The sequence below is a fragment of the Virgibacillus sp. LDC1 genome, from assembly GCF_025792345.1.
GTDB lineage: Bacteria > Bacillota > Bacilli > Paenibacillales > Paenibacillaceae > Paenibacillus_AQ > Paenibacillus_AQ lautus.
Genome location: NZ_JAOXLZ010000001.1, coordinates 1,894,920 through 1,912,676, shown reverse-complemented (window position 1 = coordinate 1,912,676; position 17,757 = coordinate 1,894,920). Strand labels below are relative to the sequence as shown.

The window sequence follows — 17,757 nt, the reverse complement described above, 5'->3', positions numbered from 1 at the left end:
CGACCACTTCCGGAATGTCGACCCGTAATGGGAATGACAGGTCGCCTAGTAACGATGGAGGAGGGCGTGTTCAGGGATGAAGCCCGTAAAGCCGTTACTGGTCATATCTACCGTATTCGCGTTCGTTTGCATAATGTTTGTCTTTGCAAACCTTGCGAATCGTGGCCAAGACGATCCAAAACTGTTAAACCAGGAGTTGAGTGACAAGATGGGTGATGAAATCAAAGCAGGCAAGGCGGGAACTGAAATGATGGACCAGGGCAGCAGCATGGATACGATTCGGAATGCGGACAGCACCCGCAGCGAGCCGTAGGCGGTCGCGATCGGCAAGATTCCTCCAAATGGGAATCCGGTCGTCTCGCATAAATTCGGCGCGGATCCCTATGCGCTGGCAGTAGACGGACGCGTTTATTTATATAACACGTACGACGCACTAGAGTATGACGGTGACGGGAACGTCAAGGACAACAGCTACAGCACGATCAACAAGCTGTCCGTCATCTCTTCTTCGGATTTGGTCAACTGGACCGATCACGGCGCAATCCAGGTTGCAGGACCGACCGGCGCTACCGCATGGGCAACGCAATCATGGGCACCAGCGGCCGCGCACAAGGTGATTCACGGGGAAGATCGATTCTTCCTCTATTTTGCCAACAATGCCAGCGGCATCGGTGTACTCACGAGCGACAGCCCCGTTGGCCCGTGGATAGATCCTATAGGAAAGCCGCTGATCACAAGAAACACGCCAGGCGTGGAAGGAGTCACGTGGTTGTTTGATCCCGCCGTGCTCGTCGACGATGACGGGAAAGCCTATATTTACTTTGGCGGCGGCATTCCGGAAGGCAAAGCCGAAATGCCGGATACGGCTCGCGTCATGCAGCTTGGCGAAGATATGGTCAGCGTGCTTGGAGAAGCCGTCACGATTCCAGCTCCTTATATGTTCGAGGATTCAGGAATCAACAAGTTTGGTGGAAGGTATTACTATACGTACTGTTCCAATTTCTCCGGAGGAACGCGGCCGGAGAACAGTCCTCCTCCAGGCGAGATCGCTTATATGGTCAGCGAGCATCCGATGGGACCCTGGACGTATCAAGGGACTATATTGAAAAATCCAGGGCATTTCTTCGGGGTCGGAGGGAATAATCATCACGTCATCTTTCAGCTCCGACAAAACTGGTATATTGCCTATCACGCCCAAACGCTGTCGAAGTCCATGGGGGTTCCCAAAGGCTATCGCTCCACCCATCTGAACCGGGTTTATATCGAGCCGGACGGTACCATCAGGGAGATTGAAGCTGACATGGAAGGCGTGAAAGGGATCCAGCCGCTCAATCCTTTCCAACGAACGGAGGCGGTAACGATGGCATGGAATGCCGGAATTCAAGTCAATACGTCTACGGCTGCTGAGGACTCGCAGGGCGGCCCGATACTGACGGTCACGGACATCCATGACAAGGATTGGATCGCAGTGGCCAATGCTGATTTCGGGAAAGGAGCATCTGTGTTTACGGCTTGGGTCTCGGGTATAGATGCGGGAGGGCAGCTGGAGCTTCGGCTGGATCGTCCGGATGGAGAACGAATCGGCACGGTGGACGTACCGCCTTCATCCGGTACGGAACAGCGAAGGGAATTCTCCATAGAGGTTTCGGGCGCGTCCGGCATCCATCATCTTTACTTCATATTTACCGGTCAGCGGGATCAGAGGCTATTTGATTTCGAAGCATGGAAATTTCATCATTGATTGCTGATATTGCCTGTTCGTTAATAACATGATTGCAATCTAAAAAGGCGCTCCCGAAAAAACAGCGCCTCTTTTAGGTTTCGAGGTTATAATGTACGTACAAGTTAATGCTGGCCAGAGGCGATCTGAACTGTCTGCGATCCATGCATTTTTCTATACATGTTAGCGCTTACGCTGGCATAGGACTTGAATTTTTTATAGAACCAGTCCATATCGTTATAACCCACCATGTCAGCGATTTCGTATATCTTCATGTCGGTGTGCACCAGCAAGAATTTCGCTTTCTCCATCCTCTGCTGCAACAGATATTCGTTAAAGGTCATCTTCTCGTGGAACTTGAATTTTTGGACTAAATAGGAGTAGTTGAAATGCATCCGCTCGGCAATTTCTTTCAAGGTGACGTTTTGATACTTCGAATCTTCCAAGTATTCCTTGACCTCTTGAATGACCTGATCCTCCTTTTCCGCATGGACATGGGACACTCTAAGACACGGATTCCCGTCACCGGAATCGGTTGCCGGCGTGATCATCTGCAAGCTGGAGCTGAGCTCTTCGATCGTGAAAGGTGCTGGCAAATAATCGTTGACTTCCAGCTGCAAGGCTTTCCGGGTCCAATAAAAGTCCGTGCTGCCTCCGGCAACAATGATAGGGACTCGGCTTACGCACCGGATTTGTTCGCATAACTCCATGCCTGCGGAATCTGAACCGAACGCATGGATAATTACTACCGTGTAAGGCTCCAAGGCAACGAATTGCATAGCGGATGAGGAGGACCTGACGCAGCGGCACCGCAAGCATCTCAAATCATTCCAATCCGGCGGGCTTCCCGGTGTTTCTACATCATGAGTTTCCAGATCAACAAGCAGAATATCATGCACAATGCTTCCCCCTAACTTCTTTGTAATAACGCTTACATACGGTTTGATAACATTATGGTGAACGGAAGGCTGGATCACAATGTGCCAATCTTTATATTTCTAACCGATATTTACTTCTTACTGAATATAACCGGTATGTGAACGCGTAAGAAATTTTGACAACCTGAGATTGGACGGGTGAAGGACCCCAATTTGGCAGGTTGTTGCAAAAAAATGTAAGCGCTAATATGGAGTTATGACATTTCGGGCTGGGTTCCGTACCGGATCCATGTTTCCTTGCTCGAAGCGGAAAGGAGGTAATGCTTTGCATCGTATGCCTAAACGCGGCCGATGGGCGGTAACGGCAGCGGCAGCTGCGGTGACAGCGTCTGTTGTTCTCCTCTTAATCGTGTCCTATATGGACAGCCGCGACAAGCAGGCCGCTGAAAGTCTGGCACCTGGGACACTGGAGGAAGGAGTAGCGGAGATAAGGGGGGATTCCGAAGCGTTGAACGGGAATACGAGTGCCGAATCGCCAGCCAGTACGAACAAACCCGCATCTACTGAACCGCAGGTACAACCGTCTGTACGGCGGGATATTCCCTCGCTTCATGAACTCTACAAGGAGGATTTTCCGATCGGCGCCGCGATCGAACCGAATCAGACCAACGGCCCATCATCGGAGCTGCTGAAGAAGCATGTCAACTGGCTGGTGGCGGAGAACGTCATGAAGCCGGATGCGATCCAGCCATCGGAAGGCCAGTTTATATGGACGAATGCCGACCGAATCGTGGAATTTACCAAGGAGAACAACATGCAAGTCCGTTTCCATACGCTGGTCTGGCATACCCAAGTTGGCGAGTGGTTTTTTCAAGATGCGGAAGGCAAACCGATGGTGGATGAGACAGACCCCAAGCGACGGGAAGCGAACAAAAAATTGCTGCTGGTACGCCTGGATACCCACGTAAGGACGATCGTCGGCCGATATAAGGACGAGATTACGTCTTGGGACGTGGTGAATGAAGTCATTGAACCCGGGGATCCGGACGGGATGCGCGCGAGCGAATGGTATAAAATTGCCGGCACCGATTACATCGCAACGGCATTTCGAGCGGCTCGGGAAGCCGGAGGACCCGAAGCGAAGCTTTATATTAACGATTACGGTACGGATAACCCTGTAAAAAGGGACCGTTTGTTTCAGCTTGTGAAAGATTTGCTGGAGCAAGGTGTTCCGATCGACGGTGTCGGACATCAGACGCATATTGACATCTATGGTCCATCGGTGGATTCCATCATCACGTCGATGCGAAAATTCGCGGAGCTTGGCCTCGACAATCTCGTCACCGAGCTCGACATGAGCATTTATGCCTGGAACGACCGCAGCGATTACGGCCAAGATCTCCCGCAAGAAATCCTAAACCTGCAAGCCGAACGATATGGCGAGTTGTTTAAGGCATTCCGCCAAAACAAGGACATCCTTAGCGGTGTCGTCTTTTGGGGCATCGCCGATGATCATACCTGGCTTCATGGTTTTCCGGTCGCACGCACAAATGCGCCTTTGCTGTTCGATCAACAACATCAGCCCAAACCGGCGTTCTGGGCCGTTGTTGAGGCGGCGAGGAATGAGTGATAAATGGACGTCTTCCCAGAGCCTGGCGGACGGTTATGGATAAACCCAAAGCTCAATGCTGCTTACTGAAAAAAACGTTGATAAGGAGAAAGCCGAGTTATGAGAATAAATGTGAAGAGGCTGCCCAGCCTTCATGAAGCCTATGGAAATAGCTTTAAGATCGGTGCTGCCGTGAATCCGATCACGATGGTGACCCAAAAGGAATTGTTGGCGCACCATTTCAACAGCGTTACCGCGGAAAATGAAATGAAATTCGAGCGATTGCACCCATCGGAAGAGGTATATACATTCGATCAAGCCGACCAGATCGTATCGTTTGCCAAATCGAACGGAATGGCGGTGAGAGGGCATACCCTCGTATGGCATAATCAGACGCCGGAATGGGTATTTCAAAACAGCTCCGGAGGGAAAGCCGGCCGCGAGCTGGTACTTGCGCGGATGAAAGCGCACATCCATGAGGTGGTTGGCCGTTATCGCGGAGATATTTATGCCTGGGATGTCGTGAACGAAGCCATTGCCGACAGCGGAAGCGAACTTCTTCGTTCCTCCCCGTGGCTTGCTTCGATCGGGGAGGATTTTATCGCCAAGGCATTTGAATACGCGCACGAGGCAGATCCGCAAGCGCTGCTGTTTTATAACGATTACAACGAATCCGTACCCGAGAAGCGGGAGAAGATTTACGCGCTCCTTAAATCATTAAAGGAGCAGGATGTGCCGATTCACGGCGTCGGACTTCAAGCTCATTGGAATCTGGAGTTTCCATCGCTTGACGATATCCGCAGGGCCATCGAAAGATATGCCAGCCTTGGCCTGATGCTGCATATAACGGAGCTTGACGTATCCGTTTTCGCGCATGAGGATAAGCGGACCGATCTGGCGGCGCCGACGGAAGAAATGCTTGAACGCCAGGCGGAGCGTTACGGACAATTGTTCCGGCTGCTTAAAGAGTACAGCGGCAGCATCGCTTCCGTAACCTTCTGGGGCGCGGCGGACGATTATACCTGGCTGGATCATTTTCCGGTAAGGGGCCGTAAAAATTGGCCGTTCGTGTTCGACGAGAACCATCTTCCGAAGGAATCCTATTGGAACCTGTTGAAGGAAGCCAATCCCGAAACAACATTCCAAGATGTACGATCGTAAGTCGTATTTCGGCAGTCGCCATGGGTTGAAAGGAGAAATCATCAGATGAACAAGACGCAGATCACGAATCCGATCATGTGGGCGGACGTGCCGGATGTGGATGCCATTCGCGTAGGGAACGCCTATTATATGGTCAGTACGAGCATGCATTCCATGCCGGGCTGCCCGATCATGAGTTCCGAGGATCTGATGCATTGGGAAATCGTTGGTTACGTATACGATACGCTCGAAGACAACGAGGCCCATCGTTTGGAAGGCGGCAAGAATATATACGGGCAAGGCTCTTGGGCGGCCAGCCTTCGCCATCATCAGGGGAAATTCTATGTCTGCTTCTCCAGCAACGATACCGGACGGTTTTATGTGTACCGCACGGATGACGTCATTCAGGGGCCGTGGCAGCGATCCGTCATCGATGGACTGCGGCATGATCCGGGCCTGCTATTCGATGATGACCGGGTGTTCGTGATCTACGGCAACGGGGATATTTACATCACCGAGTTGACTGAGGATGCAGAGGCCCTTAAGCCGAACGGAATTCACCAGCTGCTGTTCCAAACGGAAGTGGAGGGCATCGGACTGCGCTGCGAAGGCTGCCATGCCTATCGAATCAATGGTTATTATTATTTACTGTTCATTGAATGGCCGAAAGCAGGTTTCGGCAACGGCCGGCGCAGACAAATCTGTTACCGGTCACGGGAACTGCTCGGCCCTTATGAACGAAGAATCGTATTGGATGATGATCTCGGCTACCATAACAAGGGAATCGCACAAGGCGGGATGTTTGATACGCCGGATGGCAAGTGGTACGCGATGCTGTTCCAGGATCATGATGCCGTCGGCAGAATCCCGTGCTTGGTGCCGGTAGTCTGGGAAGAGGATTGGCCGGTGTTCGGCAGGGAAGGCAAGGTGCCGGAACGGTTTGAAGTCGACTTGCCGCAAGCTGCTGCGAAGCCGCTCGTAATCAGCGATGAATTCGAATACGAATCGAATAAACTGGCGCTGAATTGGCAGTGGAACCACAACCCGGATCATCGGCTATGGTCGGTGACCGAACGCCCCGGTTTCCTAAGATTGACAACGGGGAGCCTGGCATCGAGTGTGCTTCAAGCGCGGAATACGCTGACGCAGCGTACGGAAGGGCCAACATGCTCGGGAAGTGTCTTATTGGACACGGGGGGGATGAAGCCCGGCGATCAAGCGGGGCTTGTTGCGCTGCAAAGCCATTTCGGCACCATCGCAGTCAAAATTGTGGAGAGCGGCGACAAGTTCATAGTGATGAGCGTGAACGGCGGGAATGGCGAAGAAATAGAGCTGGAAAGGGTTCTTTATCGCGGCAGGGATGTGCACTTGAAAATTGATTTTGATTTTGAGGACAGCAAAGATGTGGCTTTCTTTCAGTATTCCGTCGACGGGGCGGAATGGATTCCGATCGGAGGGGAGCTGAGCATGCGCTTTACGTTGGATCACTTTATGGGTTACCGCATCGGGCTTTATTATTATGCGACCGGGCACATCGGCGGTCATGCCGACTTCGATTATTTCCGCTACGAAAAAGCCGAGCGATAAGCAAAGTAACCAAAATAAGAGGAGCCGATCGATGTATGAAAAGAGCCGGCAAAGTGAGGAGGAGGATGAACCCTGACAGGCCATTTCACGCCAAGGGAAATTGGAACGGAAGGTCCTGTGGCGCCGCAGGATCCGGCAGTCAAACGTCGCGGACTGTACATCCTGTATGAGACGATGATCGAAGCGACGATTCGTCCCGATGGGAAGTACACGCAAGAGATATACCTGGACGGGAGCCAGCTCGTCGATAAAGCCCGATTTACCGGGGGTGTGACGGATGAAGCCATTCTAGAGTTGCTAAAGAGCAGCAGCGGTCTTCGCCGGCTGGTGGACTGCATCGGGATATCCGTTCATGCGCATGAACGGGACGTATCGAGCGCTCTGTTCACATTTTGGAATTGGGGAAAAGCGAAAGCGAATCCATACGAAACGGGATCCCGGCTGAGCATACCCTGTCCAACCGACGGCACGGAAACGCTCTTGGTTCTGGATGACGACGAGGGTCGATATCCGGATGACGATGTTCCCGGCAAATTCGTCTTCGAGTTTGAGCGAGGGGGCGTGTTGGCAACGGCCAGCATCGTATTCTATCTTCGTGACGGTTACCAAGTCCCCGAGGCTGCAGACGACCCGCCGGTCGATGTGGAATCGCAAGCGTACAAAGAGATGATTAAGAAATCGCTCATAAGCCCGGGTCATAACAAACGATTAAAGTCGGCGATCGAAAAAGCGAAGCGAGGCGAGCCCGTAACCATCGCCTACATCGGCGGTTCCATTACCCAAGGGGCCGGCGCTGTCCCGCTCCATTCCCAATGCTACGCATACCAATCCTATGACCTGTTCAAGCGAAGGTTTGCACCGGCCGCAGATTGCCCGATTCGTCTAGTCAAAGCAGGCGTAGGCGGCACGCCGTCGGAGCTGGGCATCGTCCGCTATGATCGGGATGTGCTTCGAGAAGGGGAGGTACGGCCGGATATTGTGATTATCGAGTTTGCCGTCAACGACGCCGGCGACGAAACGAAAGGAAATTGTTACGAGAGCCTGGTGCTCAAGGCTCTTCGCGCCGATCACAAGCCCGCGGTAATTTTGCTGTTCAGCGTCTTCGTGAACGACTGGAATCTTCAAGACCGCCTGGCCCCGGTCGGTTGGCATTACAATCTTCCGATGGTCAGCGTGAAGGATGCGGTCACGGATCAGTTCCGATGGACCAAGGAGCAAGGGAACGTGATTACGAAAAGACAGTTTTTCTACGACATTTATCATCCAACCAATGCAGGCCATCGGGTGATGGCCGATTGTTTGGACTGGTTATTTGAAGTAACCGATCGTTCCTCCATCGACGAGGAAGACCTGACATATGTGCAGCCTCCGCTGATCGGAAATGACTTCGCCTTAACGCAGCTGCTCGATCGCAGGAATGGCGATCGCATCGCCCGCATTGATCCTGGCGGTTTTTCGGACACCGACATGGATTTGCAAATGGCGGAGCTGGACGATCATGCATACGGCACGCCGCAATTTCCGAATAACTGGATGCACACGGCTGATTCCGGCGAGCACAGCTTTAAGATGACCATCCGGAGCATGAGTCTTATCCTTGTTTATAAAGATTCGGGAAGCCGGGAATTCGGGACCGCGAAGATCTGGGTAGACGGGAAGCTGAAGAAGACAGCTGATCCGCATGACGTCAATTGGACGCATTGCAGCGCCGTGATTTTATACAACGAGTCCAAGTCAGAAGAACATGCGGTAGAGATCAAAATGGCGGAAGGGCGCGAGGATAAGCGGTTCACAATTCTGGGCTTCGGTTACGTCCCGTAGGATTGCGATAGCTTAAAGTTCCAAGGGTAAGCCTGATTGGACATTAACCGGCGCTAATTCAATAAGAAGGGGAGAGGAATATGAAGGAGACGGCACCGGCATTGGCTGGATACGATCGGCCGCGGGAACATATCGACAGGGGAAAAATGGAAACCGTGGGATATGCATCCGAAACGGTGGGCAATGATCGAAAGGCGATGATTTACACGCCTCCAGGGTATGCGGAAGACAACGTGTACAACGTTCTTTATTTGCTGCATGGCATCGGAGGTGATGAAGCCGAATGGTACCGTCATGGCGATCCTCAGACGATCCTAGATAATTTATATGCGGACGGGAAACTCGCGCCCATGGTCGTCGTGTTTCCCAATGGCCGTGCGATGCCAAACGATCGGGCGGAAGGGGACCTGTTTGATCCGGACAAAATAAAAGCGTTCGAGACGTTCGAATTCGATCTGCTAAGCGATCTGATTCCCTATATCGAGTCGAGATATTCAGTATCGACGGGTCGGGAAAACCGCGCGATTGCAGGGTTATCCATGGGCGGAGGGCAATCCTTGAATATCGGCTTGAAGCATCTTGACCGCTTCGCATGGATTGGCGCTTTTTCTCCGGCTCCGAATACGAAATCGCCGGAACAGCTCGTCCCGAATCCGGAAGAAACGTCGTCAGGGCTTAAATTGCTGTGGCTGTCATGCGGTGACGAAGACAATCTTAAGCCGATAAGCGACCGGACGCATGCGTATTTGGCAGAGCACCAGGTTCCACATATTTGGTTTGAGGAACCTGGCGGACATGATTGGTCCGTATGGAAGAACGATTTGTATCATTTTTCACAGCACCTTTTTAAAGATAGCTAATGTGCAAGGAAGCCTTGCCCGTTTATGGCCGGGCTTTTTACTTTCAGCCAAAATGAACGAAAGGGTAAAATCATGACGTTACTGCCGAAGGACATCGTGTCCATGTTGGACCGAAACGGTACCACCGAAGCTGCGGATCTGGTGCACTGGATGGCGTGCGACCGGTTGCCGGACGGCGGATTTGCAGACAGCTATCTCGTCTTGTCCCGGGAATATCTCCACATCTTTCGAGGCACCAACATTTCGAAGGAGAAGACGTTTTCGGGTTATGCAGCCAGAAGGAGCAAGGACGCTGGCAAGCCGGGGCAAGATCGTTCCGGCGATTGGGCTTGGGAGCGCATTCCCCTCGAACGACTGGAAGCCTTGACCATCGTCAATCAGGTCGCTTCCGGCATGGTCGTTGCCAAGGAGCAGGAGGAGCGAGTAATCGGTGCATTTACAAGCGGTCAAACGAATCAGGCCGTCCGGTTTGCGCAAGCCTTCGATAAATTGAAGAAAAACGAGTTGTATGAGCACTTTGACCATGGGGAGGAATCGGTTGAGGCTTCCTGCCCGACATGCGGATTGATGTACCCTGAAGAAGGCAGGCCATTTTGCCCGAAATGCATGAAGAGGCATGCCGTCTTCGCACGTTTGCTGTCGTTTGCGGGCAAGTATAAGCTGTCCATCTTTTTTATCGTGTTGTTTATGCTGCTCAATTCGGCGACCGGTCTCGTCATTCCTTATTTTCAAGGCATGGTGCTCTTTGATCAGGCGGTTGCCGGAAGTGGCGCTTTTGCGGGGAAGATCGGTCTTGTCATTGTGATCATTCTCGCATTCCGAACGCTATCGCTGTTATTCGGGGTCTTGTTCGGCACCATTATCGCAAAACTGGCGGCAAAGGTCGCATTCGATTTGAAATCGGCCGTATTTACCGCGTTGCAGCGGTTGTCGCTCGATTTTTTCATGCGTAGGCAGACCGGTCATCTCATGACCCGAGTGAATAACGACGCACAGGAACTGCAATATTTCTTCGTAGACGGGCTTTCTTATTTCATAGTAAATGCGTTGAACATCATCGGCATCACCGCCGTGCTTCTTTGGATGGATTGGCGGCTTACGCTGATTTGCCTGCTGCCGATGCCACTGGTCCTCTGGCTTGTCCGGAGCGCGTTTCCGAAGCTGTGGCGCTTGTCCTGGCGAAGGCACCGCAGGGTGAGCGCCCTGAATTCAATCATCAGCGATTCGGTTCGCGGCTCGCGGGTCGTCAAGGCATTCGGTAAAGAAAAGGTGGAGATCCGCCGCTTTCAGCGGGCGAACGATGCATTCTCCGGGGCCGAACAGCGTTTCAACAAATTGAGCGGAACCGTGTTCCCGGTGCTCAATTTCCTGACGCAGGCGGGCGGGATCTTGATCTGGGCGTTCGGCGGTTGGTACGTGATGCAAGGCCGGATGTCGTTCGGCGCCGTGCTGACGTTCGTCAACTATATGATGATGCTGTACGGGCCGATTCAGTTCATGAACAATATCGTCGGCTGGTGGTCCAATTGCATGGCGGCGGCGCAGCGTATCTTCGAGATCCAGGATGCCGTGCCGGATGTAGCCGAGCGTCCTGGCGCCGTTCATTTGCCGGCGATGAAAGGCGATATCGTGGTCGATAACGTTTCGTTCGGCTATGAGCCGAACAAACCGATTTTGAAGCAGGTGTCCTTTTACGCGAGATCGGGGCAGATGATCGGCGTTGTCGGCCATTCGGGTGCAGGGAAATCGACGCTTGTCAATCTGGTGTCGCGATTGTACGACGTAACCGAGGGGGAAATCCGGATCGACGGCGTCAATGTCAAGGATCTTTCGACAGCTTCACTGCGGCGTCATATCGGGATCGTATCCCAGGATGTCTATGTGTTCTCGGGCAGCATCGCCGAAAATATCGCGTACGCCGATCCCGATTGCCAGGCGGAGGACATTCTGCATGCGGCCAAAATCGCGAATGCGCACGATTTCATCGAAAAGCTGCCGGACGGCTATGATACCCAGGTCGGATCGGGCGGTTACAGCTTGTCCGGCGGGGAGAAGCAGAGGCTTTCGATCGCCAGGGCCGTGCTGCACAACCCAAAGGTGCTCATTCTAGACGAGGCGACCGCCTCGCTCGATACGGAGACGGAGCTGCAAATTCAGCAGGCGCTCGATTCGCTTGTCAAAGGACGGACGACGATCGCGATCGCCCACCGGCTGTCCACGTTAAGGCAAGCCGATTTTTTGGTTGTGATGGATAAAGGTGTCATCGTCGAAGCGGGCACACACGACGAGCTGATGGCGATGGAGGGCGTCTATAGGGAACTGGTCCGCAAACATGACGAAGCGCTCAGAATGAAGGGGGAGATCATCGCATGACGACGATGGACGAACATCGGGGGACAGAGCTGGCGGATGCGGCGGGCATCCGATATTTGACCCCGGGCAATACGGATTTCACGGAGACGAACGGACGTATGCTATCGGTCTGTACCGGGGGCGAAGTGCATTCGCCGGTTTACGTGCATTGTTCCTTTCCGCATACGAACCAGCGCTCATTCTTGTCGATTCGTACGGGTGATAACAAGGAGATCGGCATGATCCGCCATCTTGACGATTTTCCCCAAGGCACGGCCTCCCTGATTGAAAGGCAGATGATAATCCGCTATTTTACGCCGGAAATCACAAAGGTTATTGCCGTAACCGAGGAGTTCGGCTATTCCTATTGGGAAGTTGCAACGACTGCCGGACTGTGCCGGTTTACGGTGCGAAACGGCAGCGGCAACGTCAAGTTCGCCGCGGAGAACCGCCTGCTGATTATCGACGTCGACGGAAACCGATTCGTCATCCCGCAGGTGGACCGTCTGAGCGACAAGGAATACCGAATGGTCGAAATGAGATTATAAACGGCGGTAACGGAGGAAAATCGATGAATTTTAATTTCACGCTTTCAGAGCAGGATCTAGCGGCGGTACGGCAAGTCGTCGGAGCGGAGATCGCTTATTGCGTCCCGGCCGACCTGTCGCTGGAAGGGCGGCGGGTGGAAGGCTATCTTGCGATCGGCGGTGGCAGTTGGGCCTATGTGCAAGACGGCCAGGTGCGAGACGAGGGAAACATCGCGGACGCCAGCGATTATAAGCTGGTGCCGTTCGTTGGCAATGCAGTGCTCGAAGCCACGGAGAACGAGACGAAGCGAATCGTCGTCCGGGTGACGATGCAGCATGCGGCCAGGTACGGCTATATCGCCCAAATCTTGAATGACATGGCTGCCGCTCGCCCCATCCGTATTTATCATGATGAAGCGGATCCGGTTTGTGCAGCTTGCGGACGATCGCTCGTCCCGGGTACGCGGGTGTGTCCCCGATGCATGAGCAGAACAGCCGCTTTCAAACGACTGCTTCTCGTGTCGAGAAGGCACTGGCGAGGCTTAATGTTTGGGCTTGGCGTTCTGATCGTCGCTTCGGGACTGGCGATGGCTGGACCCTATTTCCAGAAGTTACTCGTCAACGCTGCGCTGCTGCCCCTCGCCGGGCAAGAAGCGAACGTTAGGGTGTTCTTCCTTGCCCTCGCCGGGATGCTGTTCGCCCTGGCCTTCGGCGAGCTGCTCGGCATCGCCAAAAACCGGATCATGGCCAGCGTCAGTACGGGCATTGCGGCCGATTTGCGCAAAACGGTATTCGATCGGATTCAGAACATGTCGCTCGGATTTTTGACGTCCCAGCGAGCAGGAGAGCTGATGAACAGGGTGACGGCCGATACGGACCGCATCCGTCATTTGATTCAGGAGATGTGCACAACGGCCATCTACCAACTGATCATCCTGGTTGCGTCAGCGGCTCTGCTCTTTACCGCCGATTGGCGGCTAGCGCTGGCCGTGCTCCTTCCCGCTCCGTTCGTTGCTTATCTGCACTACCATATTTGGAGACACGTGCTGCACAAGCTGTTTCACAAGCAGTGGCGAATCTCCGATAAGGCGAACTCATTTCTTCACGACGTTCTAAGCGGCATCCGGGTCGTGAAGGCGTTCGGCCAGGAAGAGCGGGAAATCCGCAGATTCCGGAAATACAACGGCGAATTTGCCGCAGCCGCGATCAAGAGCGAGCAATTGTACAGCGTTTTATCGCCGATCTCGAATTATTTGATTCAGATCGGCCAATATCTCGTCCTCATGATCGGCTGCTACATGATTATCGGCCGGGAAATGAACGTTGGCGAACTGATTCAGTTCAGCGCTTACGCCGCAATGATATTCGGGCCGATCTCCTGGTTGATGTTCATGCCGCGCTGGATCGCGAATGCCGTCATATCAATGCATCGTGTATTCTCGGTGATCGACGAGCAGCCGGAAGTCATCGATGCAAAGAACGCGGTGGGCCACCGGATTCGGGGCTCGATCGAGTTCCGCGACGTTTTTTTCGGTTACCGATCGTATGAGCCTGTTCTGAAGGAAATCAACCTCACCGTGAAGCCGGGGGAGATGATCGGACTCGTCGGCCATTCCGGATCGGGCAAATCAACGACGATCAATCTGATTTCCCGTTTTTATGATGTGAACGAAGGGGAGATTCGGATCGACGATATCGATATCCGGATGATCCGGCAGGAAGATTTGCGCTCGCAGATCGGAGTCGTGCTGCAGGAGACGTTCCTGTTCAGCGGGACGATCGCGGAGAATATTCAATACTCGAAGCCGGGCGCGAAGCCGGAAGAGGTTATTGAGGCGGCCAAAATCGCCAACGCGCACGATTTTATCATCAGCTTGCCTGACGGTTACGACACGAGGCTGGAAGAGAACGGGAACAATCTGTCGGGAGGCGAGCGTCAGCGGATCGCCATCGCGAGGGCCGTGCTGAACGATCCGAGAATCCTCATTCTGGACGAGGCGACGGCTTCGCTTGATATCGAGACGGAAGCGGCCATCCAGGAGGCACTGAGACGGGTGACGAAGAATCGCACGACGATCGCTATCGCGCATCGTCTCTCTACGCTGCGAAATGCCGACCGGCTTATCGTCCTTGACAAGGGGCGGATCGCCGAAATCGGCACGCATCGAGAATTGATGAAGAAGCAGGGAATTTACTACAATCTGATCTCCGCCCAGCGCGGCATGTCCCGCAAGAGGGACCCTTCCGTGGTGGTATGACGCCGCCAGATGCTTACTGTGAAATAGACGATATGGAAAACACAAAGATGGATCTTTATGAACGTTGGAGAAATTGAGCCAAGTTTCCTATTCTGAGCTGCTGCCCGACATAGTAAAGATTACACTGAACTGTTCATCCGGGTGACCCTAAGTCTGCAAGATAGCCTGGGAAAAAACACGCTGTCGACCGGAAACAGGCTGAAACGGTTTAAGGGAGGGCTGAGAGGATAACGGTTTGATCGAACCTATTTTCAATTCGGCCGATATTTACTTATTACCTCCAGCCAGCCGGGAGTGGATGGATGATTATGAGAAAGTGGTGCCGGGTCATCGCACATTTCCCATTTGTTTGCGTTTTATCCGTGCGAAGGTATTAACGTGAATTCCACGCCCGAGCTGACTGCAGCGGCTCGAACGACATGGATCGCAGGCTGGCTAACGGCGTCGGACATACCGCTGGAGCCGAGCGTGGTTCATCAACTTCTGGGTACAACCGTTGGATGCCGACAAAGCTTACAAATACGTAAGAGCGATGCTCCACCACTCCTCTGGTTTGATCCGTCTGCTGTCCGTTTTGCGTAACAGCTGGAGCGATGGGTAAGTTAGAGGGCTGCTGTCACGCTTATCCCGACTTTTCTCGGCAAATGGTGGTCGAATCCAACAGTTATTTGCCCTTGATTTTGCCAGCCTGGTTCGGTGGCGGAGCGTTTAACATTATATTAATAAGGCAGTTCATAGAACGATCCCTAAATCACTTGACGAAGCAGCTCTTGTTGACGGAGAAGGTTATTTTTACATTTTCACGCATGTTATTTTTCCTTTATCCAAATCGGCCGTCATTGTGGTTGCGCTGTTTCAGTTTCTGGGTGTGTCGAACGATTTTTTGGGCCCGCTTGTTTACATCAACAAGGAATCTAAGTTCACGCTGGCGCTTGGCCTGCAGCAATTTATTGGCTATTACACAGCTCAATGGGAGTTGTTGATGGCGGCGGCCACGATGGTTCTCGTTCCGCCTATTATGCTGTTTATGTCAGGACAAAAGTACTTTATTAAAGGCATTGCGGTATCCGGGCTGAAAGATTCCGACATATCGAAAGGAGGAACTCAATGAAAGCATTGAGAGGCAAACAGGTCATTTTGAAAGAGCAAGAACTGATTCGCAGGGAACGAGCGAACAGAAGCTATCTGATGAAGCTGGACAGCGGTCATCTGTTGTTTAATTATCATTTGGAGGCCGGAAGATTTCATGGAAGAACGATTCCCGAAGGTGCGCACGGCGGTTGGGAAACGCCGGTCTGCCAATTGCGCGGCCATTTTCTTGGTCATTGGTTGTCTGGTGCGGCGTTGCATTATGAAAAAAGCGGCGACATCGAATTAAAGGCCAAACTGGATGCTATTGTGCATGAATTGCATGAATGCCAACGCGATAACGGCGGTCAGTGGGTCGGTCCGATACCCGAAAAATATCTGCACTGGATTGCAAGCGGAAAAAGCATCTGGGCGCCCCAATACAATTTGCACAAAATATTAATGGGGTTGGTCGATGCCTGGCAATATGCCGGTAATCGGCAGGCCCTGGATATCGTGGATCGGTTCGCGGACTGGTTTGTCGAATGGAGCGGCACATTCACAAGAGAGCAATTCGACGATATTCTCGATGTGGAGACAGGCGGAATGCTTGAGGTTTGGGCCGATCTGTTGCACATAACCGGAGCGGACAAATATCGTGTGCTGTTAGACCGGTATTATCGCAGTCGGCTGTTTCAACCCTTGCTGGAGGGCAAGGATCCACTTACGAATATGCATGCTAACACTACGATACCGGAAGTGCTCGGCTGTGCGAGAGCTTATGAGGTTACCGGAGACGACAGGTGGCTGTCCATCGTCCAAGCGTATTGGAATTGCGCTGTAACGGAAAGGGGAAGCCTTGCGACAGGCGGTCAAACCGCTGGAGAGGTCTGGATGCCGAAGATGAAGATGAAGGCACGCCTAGGTGACAAAAATCAGGAGCATTGTACTGTCTATAACATGATCCGACTAGCAGATTTCTTATTTCGTCAATCTGGCGACCCTACCTACGCGCAATATATCGAGTACAATCTATACAATGGCATTATGGCGCAATCCTATTATCAGGAATATGGTTTGACTGGTAGTCAGCATAACTACCCTAGAACCGGCCTGCTGACCTATTTCCTCCCCATGAAGGCCGGTCTGCGCAAGGAGTGGAGCACGGAAACCGACAGCTTCTTCTGCTGCCACGGCACGATGGTTCAGGCGAATGCGGCCTGGAACATGGGAATTTATTATCAGGACGGGGATATCGTCTATATCAGTCAATATTTCGATTCCGAGTTGGACGCAAGTATCGCTGGAACCCTCATACGGATCGTACAGACGCAGGACAAAATGAGCGGTAGCCTCCTATCCTCGTCTAACACGGCCGGGTACCAAGCTATTAATGATACAGCGTCGATAAATGAAAATATACCTACTTTTCGCAAATACGATTTCATCGTATCTGCTGCCGCACCGACAACGTTCACGCTCCGCTTCCGCATACCTGAGTGGATCATGGCGGGAGCATCCGTGAACGTCAATGACGTTCTGCAGGGGACGACTCTGGACAGCGAGAACTTCTATGACATTCACAGAGAATGGAAGGAAGGCGATACCGTCTCGATTATGCTGCCAATCGGCATTCGGTTTGTTCCGCTACCGGACGACGAACGAACAGGTGCCTTCCGATACGGGCCAGAAGTGTTGGCAGGCTTGTGCGAATCAGAACAGCAGCTCTATATGAGGGATGAGGATATTGCGTCCGCTATCGAGAACGAAAATGAACGTGAATGGGGGAGTTGGCGGTATTTCTTCAAGACAGTCAACCAGGAACCTGCCATCACGTTCAAACGAATTCGGGATATCGGGTACGAACCTTATCAAATTTACTTCAAAGTAACGCGTACAAAATTATAGTGAAGAGAGAAAAATAAAATATTCTGTGT

15 protein-coding genes are annotated in these 17,757 nt (G+C 52.6%); 14 read left to right on the top strand and 1 reads right to left on the bottom strand.

Annotation, left to right across the window (positions count from 1 at the left end; translation table 11 throughout):
• Window positions 1–76 precede the first annotated feature (76 nt).
• Entirely contained in the window at window positions 77–313 is a 237-nt protein-coding gene (locus tag OHJ21_RS08615; RefSeq protein ID WP_486019827.1) for a hypothetical protein, read from the top strand.
• Between the two features lie 9 nt (window positions 314–322).
• On the top strand, window positions 323–1,741 hold the full coding sequence (locus tag OHJ21_RS08610; protein ID WP_486021015.1) for a glycoside hydrolase family 43 protein: 1,419 nt from the start codon (window positions 323–325) through the stop codon (window positions 1,739–1,741).
• Between the two features lie 104 nt (window positions 1,742–1,845).
• Here the strand turns inward: OHJ21_RS08610 and OHJ21_RS08605 are convergent, their stop codons facing one another.
• Window positions 1,846–2,619 (bottom strand): helix-turn-helix domain-containing protein, encoded by a 774-nt coding sequence (locus OHJ21_RS08605; protein ID WP_486019826.1) that lies wholly within the window; start codon window positions 2,617–2,619, stop codon window positions 1,846–1,848.
• A 313-nt stretch (window positions 2,620–2,932) separates the two neighbouring features.
• Here OHJ21_RS08605 and OHJ21_RS08600 point away from each other — a divergent pair, with 313 nt between their 5' ends.
• From OHJ21_RS08600 to OHJ21_RS08545, 12 genes are all read left to right on the top strand, one after another.
• Window positions 2,933–4,228: an endo-1,4-beta-xylanase gene (locus OHJ21_RS08600; RefSeq protein ID WP_486019825.1), complete on the top strand. Its 1,296-nt coding sequence runs from the start codon at window positions 2,933–2,935 to the stop codon at window positions 4,226–4,228.
• A gap of 99 nt (window positions 4,229–4,327) precedes the next feature.
• On the top strand, window positions 4,328–5,368 hold the full coding sequence (locus OHJ21_RS08595) for an endo-1,4-beta-xylanase (protein WP_100537271.1): 1,041 nt from the start codon (window positions 4,328–4,330) through the stop codon (window positions 5,366–5,368).
• Window positions 5,369–5,413: 45 nt separating this feature from the next.
• The gene (locus tag OHJ21_RS08590; protein WP_486019824.1) at window positions 5,414–6,934 is read left to right on the top strand and encodes a glycoside hydrolase family 43 protein; all 1,521 of its coding nucleotides are present in this window, start codon (window positions 5,414–5,416) and stop codon (window positions 6,932–6,934) included.
• Window positions 6,935–7,006: 72 nt separating this feature from the next.
• Window positions 7,007–8,755, top strand: coding sequence for an SGNH/GDSL hydrolase family protein (locus OHJ21_RS08585; RefSeq protein ID WP_486021014.1), 1,749 nt, complete (start codon window positions 7,007–7,009; stop codon window positions 8,753–8,755).
• An 80-nt stretch (window positions 8,756–8,835) separates the two neighbouring features.
• Window positions 8,836–9,615, top strand: a complete 780-nt coding sequence (locus tag OHJ21_RS08580; protein WP_486019823.1) for an alpha/beta hydrolase — start codon at window positions 8,836–8,838, stop codon at window positions 9,613–9,615.
• A 24-nt stretch (window positions 9,616–9,639) separates the two neighbouring features.
• Complete coding sequence (locus OHJ21_RS08575; protein WP_486019822.1) at window positions 9,640–11,988, top strand: ABC transporter ATP-binding protein; 2,349 nt, start codon at window positions 9,640–9,642, stop codon at window positions 11,986–11,988.
• Window positions 11,985–12,515, top strand: a complete 531-nt coding sequence (locus tag OHJ21_RS08570; protein ID WP_486019821.1) for a DUF1854 domain-containing protein — start codon at window positions 11,985–11,987, stop codon at window positions 12,513–12,515. Before OHJ21_RS08575 ends, OHJ21_RS08570 begins: the two co-directional genes overlap by 4 nt.
• 23 nt (window positions 12,516–12,538) lie before the next feature.
• Complete coding sequence (locus tag OHJ21_RS08565; protein WP_486019820.1) at window positions 12,539–14,752, top strand: ABC transporter ATP-binding protein; 2,214 nt, start codon at window positions 12,539–12,541, stop codon at window positions 14,750–14,752.
• Window positions 14,753–14,987: 235 nt separating this feature from the next.
• Window positions 14,988–15,134 (top strand): hypothetical protein, encoded by a 147-nt coding sequence (locus OHJ21_RS08560; protein WP_486019819.1) that lies wholly within the window; start codon window positions 14,988–14,990, stop codon window positions 15,132–15,134.
• On the top strand, window positions 15,131–15,334 hold the full coding sequence (locus OHJ21_RS08555) for a hypothetical protein (RefSeq protein ID WP_486019818.1): 204 nt from the start codon (window positions 15,131–15,133) through the stop codon (window positions 15,332–15,334). Before OHJ21_RS08560 ends, OHJ21_RS08555 begins: the two co-directional genes overlap by 4 nt.
• Window positions 15,335–15,470: 136 nt before the next feature.
• On the top strand, window positions 15,471–15,863 hold the full coding sequence (locus tag OHJ21_RS08550; protein ID WP_486021013.1) for a carbohydrate ABC transporter permease: 393 nt from the start codon (window positions 15,471–15,473) through the stop codon (window positions 15,861–15,863).
• Entirely contained in the window at window positions 15,860–17,728 is a 1,869-nt protein-coding gene (locus OHJ21_RS08545) for a beta-L-arabinofuranosidase domain-containing protein (RefSeq protein WP_486019817.1), read from the top strand. The genes OHJ21_RS08550 and OHJ21_RS08545 overlap by 4 nt, the downstream gene beginning before the upstream one ends.
• Window positions 17,729–17,757 lie beyond the last annotated feature (29 nt).

Excerpts from the sequence above, each read along its gene's own strand:
- OHJ21_RS08600 (WP_486019825.1), top strand. The coding sequence starts at position 2,933 with ATGCCTAAACGCGGCCGATGGGCGGTAACGGCAGCGGCAGCTGCGGTG.
- OHJ21_RS08545 (WP_486019817.1), top strand. The coding sequence starts at position 15,860 with ATGAAAGCATTGAGAGGCAAACAGGTCATTTTGAAAGAGCAAGAACTG.
- OHJ21_RS08615 (WP_486019827.1), top strand. The coding sequence starts at position 77 with ATGAAGCCCGTAAAGCCGTTACTGGTCATATCTACCGTATTCGCGTTC.
- OHJ21_RS08590 (WP_486019824.1), top strand. The coding sequence starts at position 5,414 with ATGAACAAGACGCAGATCACGAATCCGATCATGTGGGCGGACGTGCCG.
- OHJ21_RS08565 (WP_486019820.1), top strand. The coding sequence starts at position 12,539 with ATGAATTTTAATTTCACGCTTTCAGAGCAGGATCTAGCGGCGGTACGG.
- OHJ21_RS08595 (WP_100537271.1), top strand. The coding sequence starts at position 4,328 with ATGAGAATAAATGTGAAGAGGCTGCCCAGCCTTCATGAAGCCTATGGA.
- OHJ21_RS08580 (WP_486019823.1), top strand. The coding sequence starts at position 8,836 with ATGAAGGAGACGGCACCGGCATTGGCTGGATACGATCGGCCGCGGGAA.
- OHJ21_RS08570 (WP_486019821.1), top strand. The coding sequence starts at position 11,985 with ATGACGACGATGGACGAACATCGGGGGACAGAGCTGGCGGATGCGGCG.
- OHJ21_RS08575 (WP_486019822.1), top strand. The coding sequence starts at position 9,640 with ATGGCCGGGCTTTTTACTTTCAGCCAAAATGAACGAAAGGGTAAAATC.